We start from the raw sequence: 206 nt of genomic DNA on the forward strand, positions 1-206 counted from the left end.
TGCGGGTAGGAGGACAGGGCATGCCCGGCCTTGGACTTCTCCTGCCGGAACCCGTCCAGGTCTTCCTCGCTCAAACGGCCTTCCATGAACGCCCTGGCGTACATCCCCGGCGAGGCGTGGCCCTGGAAGAACACCTGGTCCCCGCCCGAGGGGTGGTCCTTGCCCCGGAAGAAATGATTGAACCCGACCTCATACAGGGTCGCAGC

General features: G+C 65.0%; 1 protein-coding gene. It reads right to left on the reverse strand.

Going from position 1 to position 206, the window contains the following annotated elements:
• A partial coding sequence (locus SB659_RS20725; RefSeq protein WP_410551810.1) for a hypothetical protein occupies positions 1-206 on the reverse strand: 206 nt, incomplete at both ends.

Source organism: Arthrobacter sp. SIMBA_036, from assembly GCF_046535135.1.
Taxonomy (GTDB): domain Bacteria; phylum Actinomycetota; class Actinomycetes; order Actinomycetales; family Micrococcaceae; genus Arthrobacter.